General features: G+C 67.3%; 16 protein-coding genes. 9 read left to right on the top strand and 7 right to left on the bottom strand.

Annotated elements, in window-relative coordinates; all coding sequences use genetic code 11:
- Nucleotides 1–2: 2 nt before the first annotated feature.
- Nucleotides 3–1,289 (bottom strand): transcriptional regulator PtsJ, encoded by a 1,287-nt coding sequence (ptsJ, locus tag V3B30_RS21200; protein ID WP_100473157.1) that lies wholly within the window; start codon nt 1,287–1,289, stop codon nt 3–5.
- Nucleotides 1,290–1,365: 76 nt separating this feature from the next.
- Between ptsJ and V3B30_RS21195 the strand changes: the two genes are divergently transcribed.
- From V3B30_RS21195 to V3B30_RS21155, 9 genes are all read left to right on the top strand, one after another.
- On the top strand, nt 1,366–2,139 hold the full coding sequence (locus V3B30_RS21195; RefSeq protein WP_262084384.1) for a YggS family pyridoxal phosphate-dependent enzyme: 774 nt from the start codon (nt 1,366–1,368) through the stop codon (nt 2,137–2,139).
- Entirely contained in the window at nt 2,136–2,837 is a 702-nt protein-coding gene (locus tag V3B30_RS21190) for a glutamine amidotransferase (protein ID WP_262084385.1), read from the top strand. The genes V3B30_RS21195 and V3B30_RS21190 overlap by 4 nt, the downstream gene beginning before the upstream one ends.
- A complete protein-coding gene (locus V3B30_RS21185; RefSeq protein ID WP_100473160.1) occupies nt 2,834–3,058 on the top strand; it encodes a hypothetical protein in 225 nt (74 codons plus the stop codon). Before V3B30_RS21190 ends, V3B30_RS21185 begins: the two co-directional genes overlap by 4 nt.
- A gap of 70 nt (nt 3,059–3,128) precedes the next feature.
- Nucleotides 3,129–3,635: a hypothetical protein gene (locus V3B30_RS21180; RefSeq protein WP_100473161.1), complete on the top strand. Its 507-nt coding sequence runs from the start codon at nt 3,129–3,131 to the stop codon at nt 3,633–3,635.
- A 122-nt stretch (nt 3,636–3,757) separates the two neighbouring features.
- Nucleotides 3,758–4,267 carry a sigma-70 family RNA polymerase sigma factor gene (locus tag V3B30_RS21175; RefSeq protein ID WP_262084386.1) on the top strand — a complete coding sequence of 170 codons (510 nt, stop codon included), beginning with the start codon at nt 3,758–3,760 and terminating at the stop codon, nt 4,265–4,267.
- Nucleotides 4,264–5,190, top strand: coding sequence for a FecR domain-containing protein (locus tag V3B30_RS21170; RefSeq protein ID WP_262084387.1), 927 nt, complete (start codon nt 4,264–4,266; stop codon nt 5,188–5,190). The genes V3B30_RS21175 and V3B30_RS21170 overlap by 4 nt, the downstream gene beginning before the upstream one ends.
- Before the next feature lie 64 nt (nt 5,191–5,254).
- Complete coding sequence (locus V3B30_RS21165; RefSeq protein ID WP_262084388.1) at nt 5,255–7,726, top strand: TonB-dependent receptor; 2,472 nt, start codon at nt 5,255–5,257, stop codon at nt 7,724–7,726.
- Entirely contained in the window at nt 7,713–8,513 is an 801-nt protein-coding gene (locus V3B30_RS21160) for a ChaN family lipoprotein (RefSeq protein WP_262084389.1), read from the top strand. Before V3B30_RS21165 ends, V3B30_RS21160 begins: the two co-directional genes overlap by 14 nt.
- Nucleotides 8,506–9,219, top strand: a complete 714-nt coding sequence (locus tag V3B30_RS21155; protein WP_100473165.1) for an energy transducer TonB — start codon at nt 8,506–8,508, stop codon at nt 9,217–9,219. Before V3B30_RS21160 ends, V3B30_RS21155 begins: the two co-directional genes overlap by 8 nt.
- On the opposite strand, the gene V3B30_RS21150 is transcribed toward V3B30_RS21155, so the two are convergent.
- The 6 genes from V3B30_RS21150 to dsbG all read right to left on the bottom strand — a co-directional run bounded on the left by V3B30_RS21150 (nt 9,216) and on the right by dsbG (nt 17,204).
- On the bottom strand, nt 9,216–9,650 hold the full coding sequence (locus tag V3B30_RS21150) for a RidA family protein (protein WP_262084390.1): 435 nt from the start codon (nt 9,648–9,650) through the stop codon (nt 9,216–9,218). The two genes, V3B30_RS21155 and V3B30_RS21150, sit on opposite strands and share 4 nt — an antisense overlap.
- 99 nt (nt 9,651–9,749) lie before the next feature.
- Entirely contained in the window at nt 9,750–10,652 is a 903-nt protein-coding gene (locus tag V3B30_RS21145; protein ID WP_262084391.1) for a cation diffusion facilitator family transporter, read from the bottom strand.
- Nucleotides 10,653–10,680: 28 nt separating this feature from the next.
- Nucleotides 10,681–12,969 carry an Orn/Lys/Arg decarboxylase N-terminal domain-containing protein gene (locus tag V3B30_RS21140; protein WP_100473168.1) on the bottom strand — a complete coding sequence of 763 codons (2,289 nt, stop codon included), beginning with the start codon at nt 12,967–12,969 and terminating at the stop codon, nt 10,681–10,683.
- A gap of 20 nt (nt 12,970–12,989) precedes the next feature.
- Nucleotides 12,990–14,342 (bottom strand): arginine/agmatine antiporter, encoded by a 1,353-nt coding sequence (gene adiC / locus V3B30_RS21135; RefSeq protein ID WP_014037589.1) that lies wholly within the window; start codon nt 14,340–14,342, stop codon nt 12,990–12,992.
- 77 nt (nt 14,343–14,419) lie between these two features.
- Nucleotides 14,420–15,850: a DcaP family trimeric outer membrane transporter gene (locus tag V3B30_RS21130; RefSeq protein WP_262084392.1), complete on the bottom strand. Its 1,431-nt coding sequence runs from the start codon at nt 15,848–15,850 to the stop codon at nt 14,420–14,422.
- Nucleotides 15,851–16,361: 511 nt separating this feature from the next.
- Complete coding sequence (gene dsbG, locus V3B30_RS21125; protein ID WP_100473171.1) at nt 16,362–17,204, bottom strand: thiol:disulfide interchange protein DsbG; 843 nt, start codon at nt 17,202–17,204, stop codon at nt 16,362–16,364.
- Nucleotides 17,205–17,220 lie beyond the last annotated feature (16 nt).

Genomic DNA, 17,220 nt, shown 5'->3' with positions numbered 1-17,220 from the left:
TTCTACAGACCGCACACCGCCGCCAGGTCATCGGCCAGCTGCCGCAACTGCACCGATCCCAGCGCCGCGCAGGTGATGCGCAGGCCATGCCCCGGCGCCGCCACCGCGAACACTTCGCCAGCACGCACATGCCATCCGCGTGCAGCCAGCGCCAGCACCTGCGGATGGCTGTCGGCCGGCAGCGGCAGCCACAGGTTCAATCCTTCCATCGGCTGCGGCGTCGGCATGCCACGTGCGTGCAGCAGTTCCTGCAGCGACTGCAGCCGCTGCTGGTAACGCTCGCCCGCCGAGGCGATCTTTGCCCGCAGCGTTGCCGACCCCAGCACCGAGGTCGCCGCATCCTGCAGCAGGTGACTGACCCAGCCCGTGCCGGACGCCAACCGCAGCCGCAACCGCGACGCGGTCTCTTCATCACAGGCCAGCCAGGCCAGCCGCAGATCCGGGCCGAGCGGTTTGGACAACGAACGCAGCAGCGCCCAGCGCCGGCCATCCAGCGGCAGTACCGAGTGGTAGGCCTGCTGCGAAAGCAGCGCGTAGTGATCGTCGATCAGCACCGCTACCTGCGGGTAGGCCGCCAGCAGCTGGCGCAACGCCCGTGCCCGCTTCGCATCCAGGCTGGCCCCGGTCGGGTTGTGTGCCCGCGGGGTCAGCAGCACCGCGCGTGCGCCGGCCTCCAACGCCGCCCGCAGCGAATCGACCTGCATGCCATGCGCGTCAACCGTCACCGGCAACGGCGCGTGGCCCACCGCGTTGAGCACGTTCAGGCTGCCGAGGAAGCACGGATCCTCTACCGCGATTCGATCCCCCGGCAGCAGCCATGCCGCCAGCAGGCGTTCGATGCCATCGACCGCGCCATGGGTCAGCTCCAGCGCATAACCCTCGGGGCAGTCCGCATCCAGCGAGGCCCGTGCCAGCACCTGCAACTTCGGGTCGACCGTGCCCACGCCGTACAGGCGCGGCGCCGCCGGCGCCACGCGCAGATTGGGTAGCAGGCGCGGGTCCGGGTTGCCACCGGCGAGGTCATGCAGGGCCAGCCCTGGTGTACTGCCCTCGCGTGCCAGCGTCGGCGGCAGGCCACGCACCACTGTGCCGCGGCGACCCGCCGTGCTGGCCAGGCCCGCCGCATCCAGGCGCTTGTAGGCAGCGGCCACCGTATTGCGGTTCACCCCCAGCTGCCCTGCCAGCTCACGCACCGGCGGCAGCACGCTGCCAGCCAGCAGGCGGCCCTTGCCGATGCCGTCGCGGATGCTGTCGAAGATCGACTCGGCGCTATGCCCGGTGATTTTCATTTTGTCCTATGCCAACATATATCTTGTCCTGTGCCAGTGTATCCCACCCTGGCCACCCTGCATTGGAGGTGCCCGCATGCCCCTTGCCGCTGCCGACTGGCCCGTCGCCCAGTCCGTTGAACAGATCGCCGCGAACCTGGTCACGGTGCGCCAACGCATCGCCGATGCCTGCGCCCGCGTCGGCCGGGACCCGGCCAGCGTTCGCCTGCTGCCGGTCAGCAAGACCGTTGATGACGCCCGTATCCGCATGGCGGTGGCTGCCGGTTGCCACGAACTGGGCGAGAACAAGGTGCAGGAGGCGCAGCGCAAGGCCGGGACGATGGCCGACCTGGGCGTGCGCTGGTCGGTGATCGGGCATCTGCAGACCAACAAGGCGCGCTACGTGGCACGTTTCGCCAGCGAGTTCCAGGCGCTGGACAGCCTGCGCGTGGCCGAGGCCCTGCAGCAGCGCCTGCAACTGGAAGACCGCACGCTGGATGTGTTCGTGCAGGTCAACACCTCGGCCGAACCCAGCAAGTACGGACTGGAACCCGACGCGGTCGAGACCTTCGTGCAGCAGCTGCCGGCTTTCGATCGCCTGCACGTGCGCGGCCTGATGACCCTGGCCATCTTCACCCCCGACGTCGAGCGCGTGCGCGCCTGCTTCGTGCGCCTGCGCGAACTGCGCGACCAGCTGCAGCGCACCGCCCCGCCCGGCCTCGACCTGTCGCAGCTGTCGATGGGCATGTCCGGTGATTTCGAAGTGGCCATCGAGGAAGGCGCCACCGTGGTCCGCGTCGGCCAGGCCATCTTCGGTGCCCGCGCCACCCCGGACAGCTTCTACTGGCCTGGCAGCGGAGCCCCGGCATGAAGCGTGCGGTCGTTCTGCAACACGTCGCCTTCGAAGACCTCGGCACCCTGCAGCCGCTGCTGCTGGCACAAGGCTGGCAGCTGCAGGTGCTGCAGGCCGGTATCGACGCGCTCGACGCCGCCGGAACAGCCGACCTGCTGGTGGTGCTGGGCGGTCCGATCAGTGTCAATGACACAGAGACCTATCCTTTCGTTACCGACAGCATCGCCCTGCTGCAGCGCAGGCTGCTGCAGCAACAGCCGACCCTGGGCATCTGCCTGGGTGCACAGTTGATGGCCCGTGCGCTTGGTGCCGGCGTCGCCGCCAGTGGAGGCAAGGAGATCGGCTTCGCGCCGTTGCTGCTGACCGATGAGGGCCAGCGTTCACCGCTGCAGGCCCTGCAAGGCATTCCGGTGCTGCATTGGCATGGTGAGGCGTTCGAGCTTCCAGCCGGCGCACGCCGCCTGGCCAGCACACCTGCCTGCCGTCACCAGGCCTTCGCCATCGGCCGCCATGCGCTGGCCCTGCAATGCCATCCGGAACTGGACGCGCGCCAGTTCGAGCGCTGGCTGATCGGCCACACCCTGGAACTGGCCCAGGCCGGCATCGATCCGAACGACCTGCGCACACAGGCGCGTCGCTATGGCGCACCACTGGCCGCGGCAGCCACTGCGATGTTCGACCAGTGGCTGCAGGACCTGCCGGAGGCACCGCGATGAACTACCGATTGCAGATCCACCGCGATGGCGCCTACTGGGGCCACTTCGACTGCAGCGGCCCCGATGCGCTGCAGCGCATGGATGCCATCGCCGCGCAGCTGCCTGCCGACCAGGGCTTCCGGTTGACGCGACAGAAGGGGGTTGGCGAAGAGCGCATCCTGTCCAGCAATGCCGACGGCCTGCGCGTACTGGCTTCGCAGATCCAGTACCGCGACCTCTGACCCGACGATGGTAGTGCCGGCCGCTGGCCGGCACTACCCCGGCTGTTTCCCCACATGCGAAGCTTCACGCATGCTGACCCTGCACCGCGGCAGCCACCACGGGTTGCATGTCGCCCCGCGCTGGCCCTCCCGCCATATCCAGATCGACGCAGAGGTGCTGCAACGCCTGCTCGAGGCACAGGCACTGCTGCCTGCCGAACTGCGCCTGCTGCTCACCCGGGGCTTCGAGCCCCGCCACAGCCGCCTCGGCGGCTTCCGGCGCCTGGTGCGGCGGCTCGGTATCACCCTCTTCCGCACCTGCTATCCGCAACGGCACGATGAAGTCGATGCCATTTTCGGCGCCAACGGCCACGATATCGATGGCCGTCATATCGATGTCTCACTGGTACTGCGCGGCAAGCGACTGCGGCTGCTGCCGCTGGGCGTGTTCACCCCGCCGCGCTGGCAGGATCGTCGCGTCGCCCGCCATGCAGAAGCGATCGCGCGGGTGAAGCACGGCCTGCAGCACTGCGGCTTCGAGCTGCACCACAACCCCACCGAAGCCCTGCAGATCCACTGCGACTATCGCCCGCGCTGATCCCGCGTCCGCGCAGGTGTGCCATGCCCATCTATAGATGCAAATGATTCTCTTTTGCTGTAAGGTGCAGCCGCTGCCCTTGCCGCCGCGGGCTGTTCCCTTTCCCAGTTGTCGCCCGCCCCGTGTCCACGCCTGTCGAACCGACGGATGTCGCGCAGCTGTGCGCGGCCCATTACCGGCCGCTGCACGCCCATGTCCGCCGCAAACTCCCGCAACGCTGCGACGCCGATGACGTCGTCCAGGAAACCTGGCTGCGCGTCGTCAAAGTCGCCGCCAGTGGCCTGCTGAGCAATGGCCGCGCTTACCTGTACCGCGTCGCCCACAATCTGATCGCCGATCATTACCGGCAGCGCCAACGCCGGCGCGAAGAGGCCCTGGATGAGGCGCAACTGCACGCCATCGCCGATCCTGCCCCCCTGCCGGAGCAGCGCCTGCTCGACAACGAGCAGCTGCGCCACCTCGACGCTGTCATTGCCGCGCTGCCTCCGCGCTCGCGCCAGGTATTCCTGCTGGCACGGGTGGAGCAGATGGCACTGGCCGAGATCGGCCGCCAGCTGGGCATCAGCCGGCAGACCGCGCACGGCCATCTGCTGCGTGCGCTGGTTGCGCTGCAGCAGGTACCCGGCGCATGAGCCAGGATGCGATCGCGCGCGAGGCTGCGCGTTGGTGGCTGGACGGCCACGACGGCGGCCGCGACGAGCGCGCCTTCAACCAGTGGTACCACGCTGACTACCGCCACGCCGCGCAGTACCAGCATCTGCAGGCGCTCTGGCAGGCCGGTGATGCGACGCCCAGCCTGCAGCGGCACCAGCGCAAGCGGCAGCGCCGACGATTGCGCGACGCCGGCACTGCCGTGCTGCTGCTCTGTGCCTTGGGCCTGTATACCCGCCAGGCCGCGCCACCAGCCGCCCAGGTAATGCGCACGGCGTCGGGCGAGATCCGCGAAGAAGTCCTGCCGGATGGCTCGCACGTGCTGCTCTCGCCCGGCAGCGAAGTCCATGTCCGCATCGATGCACAGCGCCGCCAGCTGCAGCTGCAGCATGGCCAGGCCTGGTTCAAGGTAGCCGCCGATGCGCAGCATCCGTTCCAGGTGCATACGGCGCACGGCACGGTCACCGCGCTCGGCACCGCCTTCGACCTTGCCGTGCAGCACAACGACAGCGTGGTCACCGTCACCGAGCATCGCGTCCGCGTGGACAGCGGCAGCCGCAGTGAACAGGCCATCGAAGGGCAGCAGCTGCGCTTCGATGGACAGGCAGCGACCGTCGGCCTGGCTCCCAGCCAGAGCGCGCTGGCCTGGCGCGAACGTCGCCTGCATTGGGTCTCCACGCCCTTGGCCGAGGTCACCCAGGACCTGGATCGCTGGCATGGCGGCCATACCTGGATCATCGGCGCACACCTCCGCCAGCAGCCGGTCACCCTGCTCGGCAGCGCTGACGGTGCGGCGCGCAGCCGGGACCAGCTGGCCACGCAGCTGCATGTGCGCGTGCTCCGCCTCGGCGCGGGCGTGCAGGTCTGGCTGCCACCACGCAGGGGACATCGCGATGCACCCTGACATCGGCCCTGCCGCTGCGTCTACCCAGGATGACGACGCGCTGCGTCAGCCCCTGGAGCCCCCGATGCTGTTTCACCGCCCCCTTGTCCTCGCCCTGTCACTGGCCTGCGCCAGTCCGCTTCCGCTGTTGTCCGCCAGCGCTCATGCGCAGGCCGCCACCCGCCACTTCGATCTTCCTGCACAACCGCTGGCCAGCGCACTGGACGCCTACAGCCGGTTGACCGGTGTCGACCTGGTGATCGGCGCGGCTCTGCCGGGCGGCCAGACAGCGCCGGCGCTGCGCGGACAGTTCGACGATGCTCAGGCCCTGTCGCGCCTGCTGGCGGGCAGCGGCCTGCGCCCCCGCTTCATCGACCCACGCCGCGCCACGCTGGAACCGGCGCCGGCCGAACCCGCCGATGGCAGCCGTCGAACCGGCCCTCTGCGCGTGCAGGGTGATACCGCGAACGGTCATTCTCCCGGTGCGGGCGCCAGTCAGTATGTGCCAGCCACGCGCGATGGCTTCGCGCCGGCGGTCGGCAGCGAGCGCGTGGCAATGGCCGAACGCCAGGACGGCAACAGCCTGCTGCGTTCGATGCCCGGCACCCACAGTTTCCATTCGCGCAGCCAGCCCGGCCTGCAGGTCAACATCCGCGGCATGACCGGCGCTGGCCGGGTCAACACAATGATCGACGGTGTCACCCAGACCTTCCGCAACAATGCCGGGCATGGCTCGGGCGGCCCGTTCGCCTATGTCGACCCCTTCCTGCTGGCCGGCGTGGACGTGCAGCGCGGCGCGGTGGCCGGCGGTGATGGCGCCGGCACGCTGGCCGGCAGTGCCAACTTCCGCACGCTGGACATCGACGACCTGCTCGGCGAAGGCCGCGACTGGGGCCTGCGCGCGGGCTATCGCCATGGCAACAACGGCTACGGCAGTGGCCGCACCTTCGCCGGTGCCTGGCGCCACAGCGAGGACGGTGGTGACCGCCAGTTCGGCCTGCTGGCCGCCGCCAGCAGCAGTCGCAGCAGCGAGTACGCCACCGCACGCGGGCAGAAGAACAAGGCCGACCCCGGCAGCCAGCAGCCCAGCAGCTGGCTGTTGAAAGCACGCCTGCAGCCCAGTGACCAGCATCGGCTCGACCTGAGCCACATGCGATACGAAAACGACTTCTACCACAACTACCCGTGGCAGATTTCCGCGCGTAACCAGCGCGCGAGTTACCACTACACGCCCTACACGCCGTGGATCGACCTGCGCGCGACCTTCGCCAGCAACAAGACCCGGCTGTTCTATCCGCCGGTGGAGGACTCCAGCTACATCGGCCGCCGCACCCACAGCAGCCTGAGCAGCTGGACCCTCGACAACACCAGCCGCTTCGACATCGGCGCGCTGCAGGCGCGCTGGAACACCGGCATCAAGCACCAGTCGGACATCTACGTGGCCGATACCCCGGTTCTGCGCGGCGCCAACCCCCAGGGCCGCAGCCAGCTGGACAGTGTGTTCAGTACGCTGGAACTGCAGTACGACGTCTACGCGCTGACCGCAGGCCTGCGCCAGGATCGCTATGGCATCCGTGGCCACGTCCCGGTGTGCTCGGATGTCCCCGGCCAGTGCGCAGAGATCAACGGCGGCGGCATCGACGTGCGCCGCACCCAGCACGCGCTCAGCCCCAGCCTGGCGGTTTCGTGGCAGGCCACCGGCTGGCTGCAGCTGTTCGCCGAAGTCTCGCGCACATCGCGGCCGCCGCGCGTGCAGGAGATGTTCTTCGAGAAAATCCCGCTGGAAGGCATGAGCGATGCCGACGGCGTGGGCGCCAACCCGTTCCTGCGCCGTGAGCGCTCGCGAAACCTGCAGTTCGGCGCCAACCTCAGCACCGACTCGCTGCTGGTTGACGGCGACCTGGCCCAGCTGCGCGTCACCCGCTTCGACAACCGCATCCGCGACTACATCAAGCCGCAATACCTGCTGATCGTGCATCCGCCGGAAGTGGAGCCATTCGTGGTGCCGATCGATAGCGATCCGCAGCTCACTGCCTGGACCGATGCGCTGGACGTGGACGACTTCAGCACCACCACGCGCTGGATGAACCACCCGGGCGTGGTGCGCATGCGCGGTATCGAGCTGGAAGCGCACTACGCCAGCGAGCACTACCACGCCACGCTGAGCTGGACCCGCTCGCGCACCAGCGCGCCGCCCATCGAGTTCGTCAACCTTGAAGACATCACCGCCCTGCCCGACCGCTACTGGACGTTGGACGTGGGCGGCCGCTGGTGGCAGCAGCGCGTACAGGCCGGCCTGCGCGCCGAGTACTCCGGCCCGACCGAGGAAGGCTACGACTTCTTCCAGACCCGCAAGACCGGCGGCACCGGCGTGCTGCTGGACTTCTACGCCAGCTTCAAGCCCCAGGCCAACACCACCCTGTGGCTGAACATCGAAAACCTGCAGAACAAGGCCTATGACAACAATGCCTCGATCGACAGCATCTTCAGCCCGATCCTGGACCGCGGCAACGGCCGTGGCCGCACCGTCTCGATGGGCGTCAATGTGGCGTTCTAGCCGGCGCTGGTGGCCGCTGTGCCTGCTTGCGCTGGCGTCGATGGCCAGCGCGCAGCCGATGCCCGGCAAGGTGCTCGACCTCGCCAGCGGCCAGAGCCTGGACGAAGCGGCGTTCGTGAAGCGCGCAGCGAACGCCCCGCGGCTGCTGTTGGGCGAACGCCACGACCTGGCCGGTGACCACGCCGCCCAGCGCTGGCTGCTGCAGTCTCTGCAGCAGCAGCGTCCACAAGGCGCGCTGGTGCTGGAGATGATCGCCAGCGAACGCCAGCCGCGCCTGCAGCGGGTACAGCGCTGGCTGGCCAAGGGCAACCATGCCGACGGTGCGCGCCTGCAGGAGCTGCTGGGCTGGGATACACGATGGCCATGGACCGCCTATGGCGGGCTGGTGCAGGACGCCACCGCCGCCGGCATCCCCCTGTTCGGCGGGAATCTCGCGCGCGCCGAGGTCAACGCGCACCTTGCGTCCGCTGATGCAGTGCGGTTCCCGGTGGCCGCTGCCCGCCAACGCCTGTCGGCCGTGGTGCTGGCCCAGCACGCGGACGCAGCACCGATGCTGGAAGGGATGCTGGCCGTGCAACAGGCCCGCGACAGGCGCATGGCACAGGTAATGACCGAGGCACCTGCACCCGCGCTGCTGGTGGCCGGTCGCTGGCATGTACTGCGCGGTACCGGCGTGCCGGGCTACCTGCCAGCGGACACACCGGCGCTGGTGATCGCACTGGCCTCGCCGGGTGAAACCGTCGAGGCGGCCGACGCCGACCTGCTATGGGTGCTGGACGATGAGTGAGCGCGGCCAACACTGGCAGGCGGTCGCCATCAGCATCGGCCTGCACCTGTTGCCCCTGCTGCTGTTGGTGCACTGGGTGGCCGCGCCGCCGCTGCTGCCGCCGCCTGAGCAGGACGTGCGCATCAGCCTGCGCCTGCTGGCGCCGGCGACACCGCCCCAGCCAGTGGAAGAACGCCAGGCAGACACCCCGAGCCAGGCGCAGCAGGCGCGCGCATCGCAACCCACCCGGTCACCGTCGCCGCCCCCGCCCACCGCTGCGCGCGAAGGCGACCTCGCCGCCAGCGAACACGGTGGCACTGGCCGGCAACCGCTGCCGGTCGCCACGCCTGCGGCCGTGACCGATGCAAGTCCCGCACCGGCATCGATCACGGCCGCGCCGCCCGCTCCCGACGCACCACCGGCAGACTTCCAGGCCGGCGCCGCCAGCGACCAGTGGGAAGCCCGCCTGATGGCGCGGCTGGAGCGTTACCGCTACTACCCCGCCGCCGCACGTTCACGCCGGCAGCAGGGTACGGCCTGGGTCAGGGCCAGCATCGACCGCGAAGGTCGGCTGCTGGCGCTGCGGTTGGAGCAGTCCAGTGGCCAGCCGATGCTCGACGCCGCCGCGCTGCAGACATTCCGTCGTGCGCAGCCGCTGCCGCCCATTCCCGATGAACTGAAGGCACCGCAGGAACTGGTGGTGCCGGTCGAGTACTACCTGCGCTAGGCCGTGTAAGCCTCCGCCTCGATCTCGAACAGCATGCCGTCCAGCGCCAGCCGTGGCACAGGGATCAGTGTGCAGGTCGGTGCAGCACGGTTCGGCCAACGCTGCCGCACCTGCCGGGCGATGATGCCCAGCCGGTCCTCGTCGTGGTCGACCACCAGGATGCGCAACCGTGCGACATCAGCCAGGCTGGCCTGCGCCGAGCGCAACGCAATCTGCAGGTTGTCCAGTGCCTGCTCGACCTGTTCCTCGAAACCGGGGGAGAGATGACCATCGGCATCCTCACCGCCCTGCCCGGCGATATGGATTACCCGCGCCGGCAGGCGAACGACGGCCACGTGCGAGTACCCGTTGGCCGAAGGGTCGTATAGCCCGGGAGGATTGAACAGTTCCAGCAGGCCATGGCCGCGGTCCGGGGTGGTCAGCAGGTTCATGCCGCATGCCTCGTGGGGGATGCGAGGCAGTCTGCAACCTAAACTCGGGTTGAGGTCAAACAGCGTCCGTGCAACAGATCGGTTCGCCACGCGCAACGATCACGTCCACGCCGGATCCGCCGTGAAATCGATGGTCAACCAGAACGTACTGCCGCGGGCATCCAGCCGCACCGCGATCTCATCGCGCATCGCATCGACTTCGCCCACCGACCCCAGCGGCGTGGTCGGGTCAGCCAGCACATGGATCTCGATGAAGCGCATCCGCCCCATCTTCGCCACATGGCTGGTGAAACCGGCATAGCCACGCTCGGCCACGAACGCCTGCATCACCTGCTGCACGCGCCGGTCCAGATCATCCGGTGCCACCTGCAGCACTTCGCGCATGGCCTTCCACGCGCTGCGCGCCGGCACCGGCAGCACCGCAAGGCTGATCAGCGCCAGCACGATCGAATCCAGGTACGGCACCCAGTGGTGCCACTCACCGCCGTGCAGGACCAGCGCCAACACGAAGGCCAGCACCACCGCCAGGCTCATCAACCCACCCAGCAGCCAGCCGCGCACATCCAACCACAAAAGAGCGGAGCGCAGATGCCGCGCCTGCTGCGCGACGAACGCCGCCATCGCCAGGTTGCTGGCACTCAGCAGCGCCGCCCACCACAGCGCTGGCCCGAACTTCACCTCGTGCCCGCCCGTGGTCAGGCCGATCACGGCGTTGGCCAGCGCATACACGCAGGCCAGCGACAGGATCACACCGCCCAGTGCCTCGACCATCGGCTCCAGGTGCCAGTAGCCGTACTGGAAGCGCGGGCTCTGTTCCCGCGCCACCAGCCGCAGCACCGACAACGACACCAGGGTCAGGGCGACGTCGACCAGGCTGTACACGCCGTCGAACAGGATGGCCTGTGATCCCACCAGCAGGCCACCGCCGAAGCCGGCCGCGCTCACCGCCAGGGTGACCCCGATCGAGAACTTCAGGATGCGTTGCTCGCGCGCGGTATCCATCGTTCGCCGAAGCGCCGACCGTTGCGGGTCAGGCCTTCAGCACCTCCACCTTGTACGAAACCGCATCCCCCTCCTGCTCGATGATGAGCCCGTGCACGTCCGATTCGAAGCCCGGGAAGCGGGCGTTCTGCTCACGGGCGATGCGCAGCGACTGGATGATCGGCTCGTCGCTGTCGCCGAAGCGCTCGCCCGGCATGATGGTCGGGATGCCCGGCGGGTACGGCACCAGCATGGTCGCAGCGACGCGACCACTGAGCAGCTCGATGTCGACCCGCTCGATCTCGCCCTTCACCAGGTGGTTGTAGGCATCGGCCGGGGTCATCACCGGGGTCGGTAGATCCACGTACATCTCGCGCATCACCTTGGCCACGGCAAATTCCTGGTTGAACGCATGCAGCGCGTCGCACAGGTCACGCAGGCCCCAGCCGGCGTAGGCATTCGGATAATCGGCGGCCAGCGTCGGCAGTGCCTGGCTCAGCGGCGCATTGCGATCGTAGAGCTCCTTGAACGCCATCAGCTCGGTGACCAGGGTGCTCCACTTGCCCTTGGTGATGCCCATCGAGAACAGGAACAGCACCGAGTACAGGTTGGTCTTTTCCACGGTGATGCCGCGGCCCCACAGGAACTTGCTCAGCACTGCCGCCGGGATGCCCAGCTTGCCCATGCTGCCGTCCATCGCCAGGCCCGGGGTCAGCAGGGTCACCTTGACCGGGTCGATCAGCACATAGTCATCAACCAGGTTCTCGAAGCCGTGCCAGTGCGCATCCGGCTGCAGGTACCACTCCTCGCGCTTGGCCACCAGCGGTGCTGGCGTATCGCCCTTGTCCAGGCTGCGCTCGAGCTTGGTGGGCTGCCACACGCTGAACCACCAGTCATCGCGGCCGAGATCATCGCGCACGTGCAGCATCGCGCGGCGGAAGGCGATGGCCTCGTCGTGCATTTCCTGTACCAGCGAACGGCCGGCATCGCCCTCCATCATCTTCGAGGCAACGTCACAGGCCGCGATCACCCCGTAGTGCGGGCTGGTCGAGGTATGCATCATGAACGACTCGTTGAAGCGCTCGGCATCCAGGTTGCGCTGCGCCGAATTGCGTACGTGGATCATCGATGCCTGCGAGAACGCCGCCAGCAGCTTGTGGGTCGAATGCGTGGTGAAGATGATCGCATCCTGCTCACGCGGCTTGCCCTTGGCCATGCCGTAGTGGTTCTCGTAGAACGGATGGAACGCGGCGTAGGCGTACCAGGCTTCGTCGAAATGCAGGAAGTCGACCGCGCTGCCGATCTCATCGGCAATCTTCTCGGCGTTGTAGCACAGGCCGTCGTAGGTCGAATTGGTCACCACCGCGATGCGCGGCTTGGAACCGGCCCTGTAGGCCTGGCTGGCCAACGGATTGGCGGCGATGCGCTGCTGCAGCGACTCCGGCGTGAACTGATCCAGGCTGATCGGACCGATGATGCCGTGCGCGTTGCGGCTGGGGGTGAAGTACACCGGCACCGCACCAGTCATGATCAGCGCGTGCAGCAGCGACTTGTGGCAGTTTCGATCGACGAACACCACGTCGCCACGCGCCACCGTGCCATGCCAGACGATCTTGTTGGCGGTGGAGGTGCCGTTGGTGACGAAGAAGGTATGGTCGGCACCAAAGTTGCGCGCGGCTTCGTTCTCGGCGTCCTTGATCGGGCCGGTGTGATCGAGCAGCGAGCCCAGCTCCGGCACCGAGATCGACAGGTCGCTGCGCAGGGTATTCTCGCCGTAGAACTGGTGGAATGCGCGGCCGACCGGCGATTTGGTGAACGCCACGCCGCCGGCATGGCCGGGCGTGTGCCAGGAGTAGTTGGACTCGGCCGCATGATGGATCAGCGCCTTGAAGAACGGTGGCAACAGGTTCTTCATGTAGTCTTCGGCCGCGCGCATCACCTGCCGCGAGATGAAGCTCTTGGTGTCCTCGAACAGGAAGATGAAGCCATGGATGTACTTGAGCAGCTTGCTCGGCACCTTCTCGATGGTGCGGCGCTCGCCGTACAGGAACACCGGCAGGTTGGCGCGGCGTGCGCTCTGCTCGCGCAGGAAGGCAGTCAGGCGCTGGAACTCGCCATCCACTTCTTCGCTGCCGTCGATCGAGATCAGCACTGCCGAGGCCGCCACGTAGGTGCGGGCACCAGCACGGGCATCATCGAGGTTCAGGCCGCACAGCACGCGCTGGCCATTGCCGCGCAGCTCTTCCACCAGGGCGCGGATCAGGATGCCGCCGATGCGCGGCGACTCGTAGTCGTTGTCGATGACAATGACCGGATAGTCCAGGGACTTGAAGTACACGTTGATTCTCCTTGTCGAACTCAGGAACGCTGGGCGCCGGCGCTGATGGCCGAGGCCTCACGGGCGCGCTGCCGCTGCTGGCGGCGCTCCTCGCTGAAGAAGGGATAGAACACGGTGATGAACAGCACGAACAGGAAGGCGTACTGCACGATGGTTCCCGACGAGCCGTAGATCGCCCACAGGCAGTACACGACGGTCAGGCTGGTCAGGGTCCAGAACGCACCGGTGTGGACCAGGGTGTGCGACCGCTCGACCACGAAGTAGCACGCCACGCACGAGTAGATGTAGGGCAGCAGGGTCAGCACCACGGCCGCCGACGTGATCACGTCGAACTGGGCCGACGCGGTTTCCGAGGTGGAGGTGACCAGCACCGCCAGGGTCATCAGCACGGCCACGATCAGCACGCCCTTGACCGGCACGTCATCCTTGTTGGTCTTGCTGAAGATGCTCGGGAACAGGCCATCATCGGAGGCCGCCTTCGCACTCTGCGCAGTCAACAGGATCCAGCCACCCAGCGAACCGGCGGCACCGATGAAGGCGCACAGGCTGACCAGCGCACCGCCCCAGCCACCGACCGCCTTGGCCGCGGCCAGCGCGAAGGGCGCGTCGGATACCTGCAGTTCCGAGTTCGGCACCATGCCCATGATCACCGAAGAACTGGCGATGTAGGCGATGGCGGCCAGGAACACACCGGCCAGCGTGGCGCGGGCCACGTTCTTTTCCGGGTTCTCCACCACGCCAGCCGTCACCGAGGCCGACTCGACACCGATGAAGGCCCACAGGGTCAGTGCTGCAGCGCTGGAGATCGCGCCGAAGTTGGACTCGCCCGACACGTTGTAGGCGCCCTTGAAGATGTCGGCATCGAAGAAGAACCAGCCGAAGATGGCGATGCCCAGGATCGGCACCAGCGCAAAGCTGGTGGTGACCGTCTGCACCCGGCTGACGAACGCCGGGCCGATCATGTTGGCGAAGCTCAGTGCCCACACCAGCACCAGCACCGCGATGCAGCGCACCAGTGGCTCGGACAGGATCGGGAAGAAATAGCTGAAGTAGCCCACCGCCGCGATCGGAATGGCGACGTTGCCGATCCAGTTGGCGAACCAGTAGATGGTATTGGTCTGGAAGCCCATGTAGGGTCCGAACCAGTCACGCGCGTAGGCGTAGGGGCCACCCGCCTTCGGTGCCAGCTTGCCCAGCTTGGCGAACACGAAGGCCAGCAGCAGCGCACCCGCGGTAGTGATCAGCCAGCCCCAGATCGAGGCGGTACCGATCTTGGCCAGGCTGGAAGGCAGCAGGAACACGCCTGAGCCCATCATGTTGCCGGCGACGAGGAAGGTGGCTCCGACCACCCCGATTTTCTTTGCTTCTGCCATGACAATCTCCAGTACTGGCATGAGCCCGGTGCAGCCGGGCGTGGGGACGGGTTACGCTGGCATACGACCGCTGGCGCCTATTTGATGAAGTTGTATTGCAGGCTGCCCTGCACCCGGACCGTGTCGCCGCGCGCACCGCCCTGCTGTTCAAGGCGGCCGTACAGCAGCTCCATGCCCATCGTCCACGAAGGCGCCGGGCTCCAGATCAGGTTGAAGACGCCGTAGCGGCTCTGCCGGAATGCGTCGGCCGCCAGTGCGGCATTCCGCTCCAGGGTCAGCTGGCCGAAGATCACGTTCGAACGCCACAGCCCGGACCAGTAGTGGGTGTAGCCGACGAAGCCGCCGTGCAGATCCAGCGCATCGAGGCGGCCATCGGTACCGACTACCGCGTCCAGCCCGGAGCCGGTCAGGTCGGCGGTGTAGCGGCTGAGACCACGCCCACCCAAGACACCGAACAGCAGCAGATCGCGCTCACCCACGGACGCCGATCCACTCACCTGCAGACCGCCGGCCACGCGCCGGTCGCGCACGCCATCGCCGTCATAGGCCAGGCTTCGTGCCACTGCGCCGAGCTGCAGGTGGCCCCAGTCACGCTCCATGCGCGCGGTCACCGTCACATCAGGCAACCGGTTTACCGCGCCCCGCTCATCGGTGGCACCAGCAAGTTCGGTCTTCGGATCTTCGGCAGCGACAGTCAGGATGTTGCCCTTGCCTATTGCGAAGCTGTGGTGGATGCCCGCCACCAGCAGGTATCCGGCACCGCCGGGCCCTGCGAAATCCAGCGTATCGGGCAGGCTGTCCGGGTCCATGAAGCTGGAATAGCCGTAGCCGGCATAGGTATTGCCGAGCTGGCCATAGGCATGGCGCAGGCGGAATTCGTAGCCGTCACTGCTACCGAAGAAGTCATTCTCCAGGTAGAAGCGTAGGTTGCCGTGCGTGGTCGGACGTCGCGCCTCGAAGCTGAAGCGGGTCTGCTTGGCATGGATGTTGAAATTGGAGACGTCACGATGGCGACCGCCCACCGGCATCGATGAAGGAATGAACTGGTCCTCGTCGCCGGCTGCACGCGAATCGGCGATGGCATCCAGCTTGGCGTAGCCGCCGATGCGGATCATCGTGTCAGTGCCGGGAATGGCGAAGAAGCCCTTCAGGTCCGGATCGGTCGGGCCGGCCGCACTGTCCGGTCGCGACGCAGCGGTGGACGGGTCGGCCACTGATTCGCGCTGCGGCAGCACCGGCTGCGCCACGCCCGGCACCTGGGTGGGATGCAGCAGGTTGGCGCTGCTGGCGGCTGCAGCCATCGGCGGCGGCACCTGCGCCCTGGCCGCTACGGCCCCCTCACGCTGCTCCAGCCGATCCAGGCGCTGCTGCATCCCTTCCAGCGCCTGGCGCATGGCAGCGATCTCCTTTCGCAACGCCTGCGCATCTTCCTGACCATCCTGCTGCGCATACGCTGGCGTGATCGCCAGTGCGGTCAAGCAGGCCAGACTCAGTACCGCCACGCGCATTGCATCCTCCCTGGACGAACACTTGATTCGCGCTGACGGGACGCACGCATGTGCCACCCCGGCCTCGCGCCGCCGTTGCTGGAAATGCGGATACTGCGTCGACGACAACGGACAGCCTGCGCATGACAGGCAACAGGACCGTGACACTGCCCTGCCTGTACCGATGTCGACTCCATCAAGGCCGCACTGCCAGAGAGGTGGCGACCGCAGCGGTCTGGGTAACAAGCATAGGGTGAGAGTGTCGTGAATGGCTGAGCCGACCGACCCCGATCAGGGCCTGGCGAGCGCGGCATCCATCGCGCATTGACGCTGTATTCCATGCGTCACAGGCTAATCCGCCTGTCGTTTTTGGCCTTGATTGGAATCAAGGCACGAGGCTTGATGTCAGTCACTATTCAGACGTGACGACGAACAGATGATGCGCAGGCCGCACATCGATCCTGATCACGGAAAGCAACAGGCCCGCATGCTGCCATGCGGGCCCGTGGGTCATTCCGATGAGAGGCGCGACTCAGCGCGGGCCCAGCACCGTCTGCAGGTCAGCGCCCTGCGGCAAGCCGGCGCGACGCTGCACCTGGCCCTGCGCGTCCTGGAACAGGATGCCCGGCGTGCCCTGGAAGCCCATCTCGATCATCAGCACCTGGTTGGCGTCGAGCTTGCCAGCGATCTCGCGACTGATGTTCGGCAGCGCCTTGATGCCACCACGATCAAAATCGTGCTCGTTCTGCAGCAGCGCCGCGCTCGGGTCACGGGCAGCGAGGATGGCCGCCGCCTTGGCCGGGCTGTCCTCGCGGATGACGCCGACCATGATGTGACGCAACTGCACCTTGCCGGCGTCGACCCACGGCCGTGCTGCTTCCCAGAACTTGTGACAGTAGGGGCAGTTGGCATCGCTGAAGGTATAGACCACGCGCGGCGCATCGGCCTTGCCGTCACGCACCCATGCACTGGCTTCCAGCTTGGTCCACATCTTGGCCGACATCGGTGCAGCGACCAGCTTTTCCACCGCCTCGGCGGCCACATCATTGCCTTCGGCATCGAACAGGCTGCCTACCAGCACGTGCTTGCCGTCGGCGGTGACGTAGGCTGCGGCCGGCTGCTGCCCGCCCACCACGCCAGCGAAGCCACGCAGGCCGCCCGGTGCATCGAACTCGGCAACGACTTCGAAGCCGTGCTTCTCGATGCCTTTCAGCACCGCAGGACGGTCACCTTTGGCCGCGGACGTCGGAGCACTCGCAACCGGTGCTGCCGCCGTCTTGCCCGGTGGGGTCTGGGCCTGGCTGCAGGCGGCCAATGCCAGCATGACCGGCAGCAACAGCACCGCCGGAGCGATGCGCAGGGAAGTGGACAACATGGGAACTCCGTAGTGA

The sequence above is a fragment of the Stenotrophomonas sp. SMYL41 genome, from assembly GCF_036319965.1.
In the GTDB taxonomy this organism is placed as follows: domain Bacteria; phylum Pseudomonadota; class Gammaproteobacteria; order Xanthomonadales; family Xanthomonadaceae; genus Stenotrophomonas; species Stenotrophomonas maltophilia_R.
The sequence above is the reverse complement of the archived record's forward strand: the minus strand, read 5'-3'. Positions and strand labels throughout refer to the sequence as shown.

Bases quoted from the DNA above. Each gene is read 5' to 3' on its own strand.
- V3B30_RS21130 (WP_262084392.1), bottom strand. From the start codon at position 15,850: ATGCGCGTGGCGGTACTGAGTCTGGCCTGCTTGACCGCACTGGCGATC.
- V3B30_RS21180 (WP_100473161.1), top strand. From the start codon at position 3,129: ATGCTGACCCTGCACCGCGGCAGCCACCACGGGTTGCATGTCGCCCCG.
- V3B30_RS21150 (WP_262084390.1), bottom strand. From the start codon at position 9,650: ATGAACCTGCTGACCACCCCGGACCGCGGCCATGGCCTGCTGGAACTG.
- V3B30_RS21185 (WP_100473160.1), top strand. From the start codon at position 2,834: ATGAACTACCGATTGCAGATCCACCGCGATGGCGCCTACTGGGGCCAC.
- V3B30_RS21195 (WP_262084384.1), top strand. From the start codon at position 1,366: ATGCCCCTTGCCGCTGCCGACTGGCCCGTCGCCCAGTCCGTTGAACAG.
- ptsJ (WP_100473157.1), bottom strand. From the start codon at position 1,289: ATGAAAATCACCGGGCATAGCGCCGAGTCGATCTTCGACAGCATCCGC.
- V3B30_RS21160 (WP_262084389.1), top strand. From the start codon at position 7,713: ATGTGGCGTTCTAGCCGGCGCTGGTGGCCGCTGTGCCTGCTTGCGCTG.
- V3B30_RS21170 (WP_262084387.1), top strand. From the start codon at position 4,264: ATGAGCCAGGATGCGATCGCGCGCGAGGCTGCGCGTTGGTGGCTGGAC.
- V3B30_RS21155 (WP_100473165.1), top strand. From the start codon at position 8,506: ATGAGTGAGCGCGGCCAACACTGGCAGGCGGTCGCCATCAGCATCGGC.
- V3B30_RS21165 (WP_262084388.1), top strand. From the start codon at position 5,255: ATGCTGTTTCACCGCCCCCTTGTCCTCGCCCTGTCACTGGCCTGCGCC.
- V3B30_RS21145 (WP_262084391.1), bottom strand. From the start codon at position 10,652: ATGGATACCGCGCGCGAGCAACGCATCCTGAAGTTCTCGATCGGGGTC.
- adiC (WP_014037589.1), bottom strand. From the start codon at position 14,342: ATGGCAGAAGCAAAGAAAATCGGGGTGGTCGGAGCCACCTTCCTCGTC.
- dsbG (WP_100473171.1), bottom strand. From the start codon at position 17,204: ATGTTGTCCACTTCCCTGCGCATCGCTCCGGCGGTGCTGTTGCTGCCG.
- V3B30_RS21190 (WP_262084385.1), top strand. From the start codon at position 2,136: ATGAAGCGTGCGGTCGTTCTGCAACACGTCGCCTTCGAAGACCTCGGC.